Annotated in this window: 9 protein-coding genes; 3 read left to right on the top strand and 6 right to left on the bottom strand. The window is 49.1% G+C overall.

Annotated elements, in window-relative coordinates:
• The first annotated feature begins 14 nt into the window (after positions 1 to 14).
• Positions 15 to 359 (top strand): ArsC/Spx/MgsR family protein, encoded by a 345-nt coding sequence (locus HX884_RS24775; RefSeq protein ID WP_309138902.1) that lies wholly within the window; start codon positions 15 to 17, stop codon positions 357 to 359.
• A 34-nt stretch (positions 360 to 393) separates the two neighbouring features.
• Here HX884_RS24775 and HX884_RS24770 read toward each other — a convergent pair whose 3' ends face one another.
• The 6 genes from HX884_RS24770 to HX884_RS24745 form a co-directional block, all read right to left on the bottom strand.
• Positions 394 to 930 carry a GNAT family N-acetyltransferase gene (locus tag HX884_RS24770; protein ID WP_178328939.1) on the bottom strand — a complete coding sequence of 179 codons (537 nt, stop codon included), beginning with the start codon at positions 928 to 930 and terminating at the stop codon, positions 394 to 396.
• A 124-nt stretch (positions 931 to 1054) separates the two neighbouring features.
• Positions 1055 to 2812, bottom strand: coding sequence for an arsenical pump-driving ATPase (gene arsA / locus HX884_RS24765; protein ID WP_218620135.1), 1758 nt, complete (start codon positions 2810 to 2812; stop codon positions 1055 to 1057).
• A gap of 20 nt (positions 2813 to 2832) precedes the next feature.
• Positions 2833 to 3195 (bottom strand): arsenic metallochaperone ArsD family protein, encoded by a 363-nt coding sequence (locus tag HX884_RS24760; protein WP_013087168.1) that lies wholly within the window; start codon positions 3193 to 3195, stop codon positions 2833 to 2835.
• A 75-nt stretch (positions 3196 to 3270) separates the two neighbouring features.
• A complete protein-coding gene (locus HX884_RS24755) occupies positions 3271 to 3816 on the bottom strand; it encodes a sigma-70 family RNA polymerase sigma factor (protein ID WP_047365773.1) in 546 nt (181 codons plus the stop codon).
• A gap of 8 nt (positions 3817 to 3824) precedes the next feature.
• Positions 3825 to 4538, bottom strand: coding sequence for an arsenical resistance protein ArsH (gene arsH / locus HX884_RS24750; RefSeq protein WP_178328938.1), 714 nt, complete (start codon positions 4536 to 4538; stop codon positions 3825 to 3827).
• Between the two features lies 1 nt (position 4539).
• Positions 4540 to 4863, bottom strand: a complete 324-nt coding sequence (locus tag HX884_RS24745) for a helix-turn-helix transcriptional regulator (RefSeq protein WP_013087171.1) — start codon at positions 4861 to 4863, stop codon at positions 4540 to 4542.
• A gap of 300 nt (positions 4864 to 5163) precedes the next feature.
• On the opposite strand from HX884_RS24745, the gene HX884_RS24740 reads away from it, so the two are divergent.
• Entirely contained in the window at positions 5164 to 5430 is a 267-nt protein-coding gene (locus HX884_RS24740; protein ID WP_012540086.1) for a DUF1778 domain-containing protein, read from the top strand.
• Entirely contained in the window at positions 5418 to 5903 is a 486-nt protein-coding gene (locus tag HX884_RS24735; protein ID WP_013087172.1) for a GNAT family N-acetyltransferase, read from the top strand. The genes HX884_RS24740 and HX884_RS24735 overlap by 13 nt, the downstream gene beginning before the upstream one ends.
• Positions 5904 to 6277 lie beyond the last annotated feature (374 nt).

Below are 6277 nucleotides of genomic sequence, written 5' to 3'. Positions count from 1 at the left end.
ACACTGCCAACTGAATAACACATCCCCGTCAATACGGTTCTCGCTGTACGCTTACCGATGAGCTGGTCAAACTCATTGCAGATATGGGCATTTCAGTCCGGGCTTTGCTGCGCAAAAACGTCGAGCCTTATGAAGAACTGGGGCTTGCTGAAGATAAGTTTACTGACGGTGAGTTAATCGATTTTATGCTTCAGTATCCGATCCTGATTAACCGTCCGATTGTGGTGACACCGCTGGGAACGCGCCTTTGCCGCCCTTCCGAAGTGGTGCTGGATATTCTTCCGGATGCGCAAAAAGGCGCATTTGCTAAGGAAGACGGCGAGAAAGTCGTTGATGAAACAGGTAAGCGATTGAAATAAAGATAAAGGGGGCAGACGCCCCCTTATTCCTGCCTCAGAGCATAAGATCTGAATCTTCTGGCAGAGTACGATTCCCTTCACCAAGTTTCATTTGCAGCAAAACCGTGTCAAGCCAGCGGCCATGTTTGAAACCAATGTCTTTTAATGTGCCTATTTCAGTAAATCCTGTGCGGATATGAAGCGCAACAGAAGCGACGTTAGCGCTGTCACCTACGACAGCAATCATCTGACGATATCCCTGGGACTCGGCCCATTTTAATGCATGATTGAGCAGTGCTTTTCCGACGCCCTGGCGCTGATAAGTCGGATCAATATATATCGAATTTTCAACTGTAAACCGATAGGCATGGCGTTCGCGGTAACGGGAAATATAACAGTAGCCGATGACCGTATCGCCATGCAGAGCGATATACCAAGGAAATCCCCGAGACTGAATGCTCCTCAGTCGGTTAAGCATTTCCTGCGTATCCGGAGGTTCGGTTTCGAAGCTACCTGTACCATGCAGAACATGGTGAGCATAGATATTGCGTATCGCGGTAATGTGCTGTTCTTCAGCATTAATAATGTGCATCGTGTTACTCCAGTAATGATGCTTTACAAGCTACCGGAATTCGCGACAGAAGGTTAAATACTTAAACTTATAGCCTGTATAAGTAAAAGTTTGGCTACAGAAGATGGGGCCGCAGCCCCATCTATTAGTCTGCCATTTTTGCCAGCAGAGCTGCACCCACTGGTTCTTCGTTCTGCAGTGGTGTTAATGCAATACGCTTTGCATGTTGCTCTGTAACGTCATTTATCAATGACAGTTCGCGACTCGCTCGGGTTACGAGGAACGGTGAGGACGGTTTCGCAGCAGCCAGACTGCTATTAATTACCCATGCCCATGGCTCAATTTCAGCCCGACGCAAATCTTGCTGCAGGTTTGCTGCTTCCAGTACAGGTGTCGTTTCGGCAAGCGTCACGATAATCACCTTCGTCTTCTCCGGGTCCTGCAATTGCATCATTGGTGTCATCACATGGTCATGTGTTTGCCCCATCTGACGCACCATTTCCCGGTGATAGGCTCCTGTTGCATCCAGTAGCAGAAGCGTGTGACCTGTTGGGGCTGTATCCATAATGACAAAATGGTCGTCTGCTTCTTTGATGATCCGAGAGAATGCCTGGAAGACGGCGATCTCTTCAGTGCATGGTGAGCGGAGGTCTTCCTCAAGCACCGCCAGCCCTTCTGCATCTAATCCTTTGCCCTGATTTTCCAGGACAAAGCGGCGATAACGTTCTGTCTCTACCTTCGGGTCGATACGGCTGACCTGAAGATTGGGCAGCGAGCCATCCAGTGTGTAAGACAGATGTGCTGCCGGATCGGATGTAGTCAGGTGGACCTTATGACCACGTTTTGCCAGAGATACCGCGACTGACGCTGCAATGGTCGTTTTACCTACACCGCCTTTACCCATCGTCATGACCAGCCCATTGCCAGTTTGGCTCAGTTCATCAACCAGTGAAGACAGTTTCGGTAAATCCAGAACATTCAACGTGGTATCAGGGAGAGCCGGTGCGGCTTTGCTCTGGGTAAATAGCTCCCGCAGGGCTTCCAGGCCGACCAGGTTAAATGGCTTCAGATACAGCTGCGAGCGGGGAAGATTAGCCAGATTATCAGGCATTGCCTGTAATGCTTTTTCTTCCCGAACCAGAATACTTTGCGCCAGTGGGTCATCCTCACCAGCAAACGGCGGCAGCACACCATTGATGGCAAGGTGTTGATGCTGCAAACCAATAGCAGAAAGCTCATCGTGCGTATGAGAAACCTCTTTCAGCGTTGAAGCCTGAGCTCGGGCAACCAGCACTAAGCGTGTGAGAGCTGCGTCGGACAGCGCTTTAACCGCATCGGAGTACTGGTGCTGTTGTTTCTCAAGCCCTACCAGAGGTCCAAGGTTTGCAGCGGCATCAGGGTTCGCTTCGAGATAACCGCTCCAGGCTCCCGGCAATTCAAGCATGCGGATGGTGTGACCGGTTGGCGCGGTATCAAATACGATATGGTCATATTTTTCCCGCAGCTCATGATTGGTCAGCAGACCAGTAAACTCATCAAACGCAGCGATTTCTGTGGTGCATGAGCCGGAGAGCTGCTCTTCAATACTGCTGACCACATCGGCTGGCATCAGCCCGCGAACCGGGTCGAGCACGCGGTCACGATAAGCCTGTGCTGCAGCCATCGGATCAACTTCCATAGCGGCAAGATTTTCTACGGTACTGATATCTGTGATTCGGTGGCCGATAGTCTGGCTAAATACCTGGCCGACATTGGAAGCCGGATCGGTACTCACCAGAAGCGTTCTCTTACCCTGATCGGCCAGCCATACCGCAGTAGCACATGCCAGGGATGTTTTACCCACACCACCTTTGCCAGTGAAGAAGATGAACGGGGGAATGTCTTTTAAAAATGGAATATTCATCAGTAATAGCTCCTCTGGAATTAAGGCATGCGTGGAATGCTGCAGCAGCGTGGTTGCGTGCTGCCTTCACTCCAGTCCTGAGTAAGCGGAATACCTGCCCAACGGGCGATATCTTCACGAGTTGGCAGTTTGCCTGCCATCACTAGCTTCCCATCGAGCAAGGTGACAGGAAGGGACTCCATCCCTGATGTGTTCAGAAACTCTTTAATGACAGGCGTATTCAGGAACTGTTGCGGGTTCTTTGCAAGGCTGTAGCGCTGAATATCAACGCCATTTTTTTTCGCCCATTCGGCGCTGGCGTTCCATTTGATGGCTTCGTCGCTGACCACAACGCTACTGGTTGCGCAGCAGCCTGCTGCTTCAAAGATCTCAATATTTGACATGGACTGTTTACCTCAGTGTTTAGTCGATTGGCTTTACACTGAGGTAAACGAAGATGGTGGGAAAAAGATGCGCGATTAATTCATTTTTTTGTGGCAGCAGACGGAAGAAGTGTCATCCGCCTCAATTTGGCAAAGTTCTGTCATCGCTTCTTTCAGGTGCTTTCTGGCCCGAAGTAGTCGAGATTTAAACGCCGTAAGCGTGATTCCCAGTTCATCGGCCAGAGACTGCTGGGGACGCCGGTTAAGGTCGGATTCTTCAATCAACCACCGCTCATCCTCAGGTAATGCCTGTAATGTTTCAGGCAGGCAAATACCCAGCGTTGAGATTGCCTCAGGGGATGCGTCAGTTAATGGGGCATCTTCTTCCAGCTCAACGAAATCCCTGGTGGTGCGGTACTCATCAATCAGCAGGTTCCTCGCAGCCCGGTACAGCCAGGCTCGTGGATTCTCCATCTCACAAAAACTGTCTGAATGAGCGCGGGCACGCAGGAATAGCTCTTGCAGAAGATCTGCTGCTTTTTCGCTATCGCCTGTCTTCGATGTCAGAAATCGAGCGAGTTCGGCTTCATGTTGCCGCCAGAACACGCTCATGCAGTTGTTGAATGCCGTTACATCACTCATACCAGCCCTCAAATTTTGCTCTGATTAACTCGCCGGGAAAGTTCTTCTGCCGACTCTTTTCGTTCGCTGTCGCGATTAACGAGATAGGCTGAGTTACCTCGGGTCAGCAGAGTAAATTTCACCAGTTCTTCCATTACATCTACGATGCGGTCGTAATAAGACGACGGTTTCATTCGTTCATCTTCATCAAACTCCTGCCAGGCTTTTGCCACAGAGGACTGATTCGGGATGGTGATCATCCGCATCCATCGGCCAAGAATACGCATCTGGTTTACGGCATTGAAAGACTGAGAGCCACCGCAGACCTGCATAACGGCCAGCGTCTTACCCTGAGAAGGGCGAACAGCGCCTTCCGAAAGTGGTATCCAGTCAATCTGGGCCTTCATGATGCCGGTCATCGCACCATGGCGTTCAGGTGAACACCAAACCATCCCTTCGGACCAACGAACCAGCTCGCGCAGTTCCATAACTTTAGGATGCGTTTCAGGTGCATCGTCAGGAAGAGGCAAGCCAGATGGATTGAAGATCCGCACCTCTGCGCCCATGGCAGTCAGCAACCTTGCTGCTTCCTCTGTTGCCAGTCGACTGTATGAGCGTTCACGTACAGAGCCATACAGCATCAGGATACGGGGAGGGTGGGGAATTGCAGGTACGTGGAATTTTGCCTCTGTGATGGAGGTATCGAACAGGCCTGCATCAACATTCTTAAGTTCAGTGGGCATATTATTCTCCGACGTCGTTATTGGTATTGTGCAGTCCATCTGCGCCTGTGCAACATTCTTCCGTCAGAAAGGCAATCAGCGCACTAAGTTTTTCATAGCAGGCATGGCAATACAGAGTTCTTCCCTGACGTTCCTGACGAACCAGCGATACTGATATCAGGGATGAAATATGATGACTCAGTGTCGATGCTGGGATCTCAAGTTGCTTCTGTAGATCGCCCACGGGCAGGCCCTGAGGCCCTGCTTTGACCAATTTTTTGTAAATCCCTAGCCTTGTAGCATGCCCAAGTTCTTTCAGCACCGTCGACGCACTGATAAGTTCCATACTCGTTCTCACAATCAATGATTCTATATTTCTAGAATAATGGAAATGTTTTTTTTCTTTCAACCTTCAATCTGTCTGGTTGGGGAGTTGTTGAGAGCGGCTAAGTAATCGTTGCGAGCCATCATGTTTGTAGGACTAATGTGTTGGATGGATTAAGCTCTTTCCTTTGTCTAACGCTGCTTTTAGCGCAAAGTGAACTTCAGAACTTCGCATACCAAAGAAGATAAATAATTGTATAACGTTTGCTATACATGAATATTATGCTATCTTTGTAAAGCAAATGCTATACAGAGGTGTCTCATGAAATCAGATGTTCAACTTAATCTTAGAGCAAAGGAATCACAGCGGGCGCTCATTGATGCTGCTGCGGAAATTCTTCACAAATCACGAACAGACTTCATCCTGGAAATGGCCTGTCAGGCCGCTGAGAACGTGATCCTCGATCGCCGGGTCTTTAATTTTAACGATGAACAATATGCCGAATTCATCGACATGCTTGATGCCCCTGTTGCAGATGATCCTGCCATAGATAAACTGCTGGCAAGGAAACCTCAGTGGGACGTGTAACAGTACCAGAACCTTTATCCAGCTTTCATCAGGTGGCGGAATTCGTTTGCGGTGAAACTGTTCTGGATGACTGGTTAAAGCAGAAAGGCCTCAAAAACCAAGCTCTCGGATCGGCCAGAACGTTTGTAGTGTGTAAAAAAGACACGAAACAAGTAGCCGGTTTTTACTCTCTGGCCACCGGGAGCGTCAACCATACAGAAGCGACAGGCAATCTTCGGCGTAACATGCCCGATCCCATCCCTGTTATTATACTTGCCCGTCTTGCTGTCGATCTCTCTTTCCGCGGAAAAGGGCTTGGCGCTGATTTACTTCATGATGCAGTGCTTCGTTGCTATCGGGTTGCCGAGAATATTGGTGTACGTGCAATCATGGTTCATGCACTCACCGAAGAAGCTAAAAATTTCTACATTCACCATGGTTTCAAACCATCACAAACTCAGCAACGGACATTATTTCTTAAACTCCCTCAATAGAACGCGAAGACTATTACGCTCAAAGCGCCGGGAGCGAGAATCGGATGGTCCGTCTAATGTTAATTCAGTAGAAACGCTTCACGAAAGAAGATGACGAACAGTTATTGATGAGACTGTAAGGCGAAAGGAAAGAAACGGCGGGATGGATAATTCGAGTACGGAATACTCTATTTAGCGTTAGCTGGAAACAAAAAAGAGCCCATGTATTCAATGGACTCTTTCTCTGATGCCTCGGTTAATCTGTCCAACTTTTTGGGGTCAGTACACCCACGAGGCCACCTGTATGCCTAGACAACATCAGGATAGCCTCTTAGATGCCGGGTAATGGTGCCAACTTACTGATTTAGTGTATGATGGTGTTTTTGAGGTGCTCC

It is taken from the genome of Enterobacter sp. SECR19-1250, assembly GCF_013391025.1.
Taxonomy (GTDB): domain Bacteria; phylum Pseudomonadota; class Gammaproteobacteria; order Enterobacterales; family Enterobacteriaceae; genus Enterobacter; species Enterobacter cloacae.
The sequence above is the reverse complement of the archived record's forward strand: the minus strand, read 5'-3'. Positions and strand labels throughout refer to the sequence as shown.

Bases quoted from the DNA above. Each gene is read 5' to 3' on its own strand.
- HX884_RS24755 (WP_047365773.1), bottom strand. From the start codon at position 3,816: ATGAGTGATGTAACGGCATTCAACAACTGCATGAGCGTGTTCTGGCGG.
- HX884_RS24745 (WP_013087171.1), bottom strand. From the start codon at position 4,863: ATGGAACTTATCAGTGCGTCGACGGTGCTGAAAGAACTTGGGCATGCT.
- arsH (WP_178328938.1), bottom strand. From the start codon at position 4,538: ATGCCCACTGAACTTAAGAATGTTGATGCAGGCCTGTTCGATACCTCC.
- HX884_RS24760 (WP_013087168.1), bottom strand. From the start codon at position 3,195: ATGTCAAATATTGAGATCTTTGAAGCAGCAGGCTGCTGCGCAACCAGT.
- arsA (WP_218620135.1), bottom strand. From the start codon at position 2,812: ATGAATATTCCATTTTTAAAAGACATTCCCCCGTTCATCTTCTTCACT.
- HX884_RS24770 (WP_178328939.1), bottom strand. From the start codon at position 930: ATGCACATTATTAATGCTGAAGAACAGCACATTACCGCGATACGCAAT.
- HX884_RS24740 (WP_012540086.1), top strand. From the start codon at position 5,164: ATGAAATCAGATGTTCAACTTAATCTTAGAGCAAAGGAATCACAGCGG.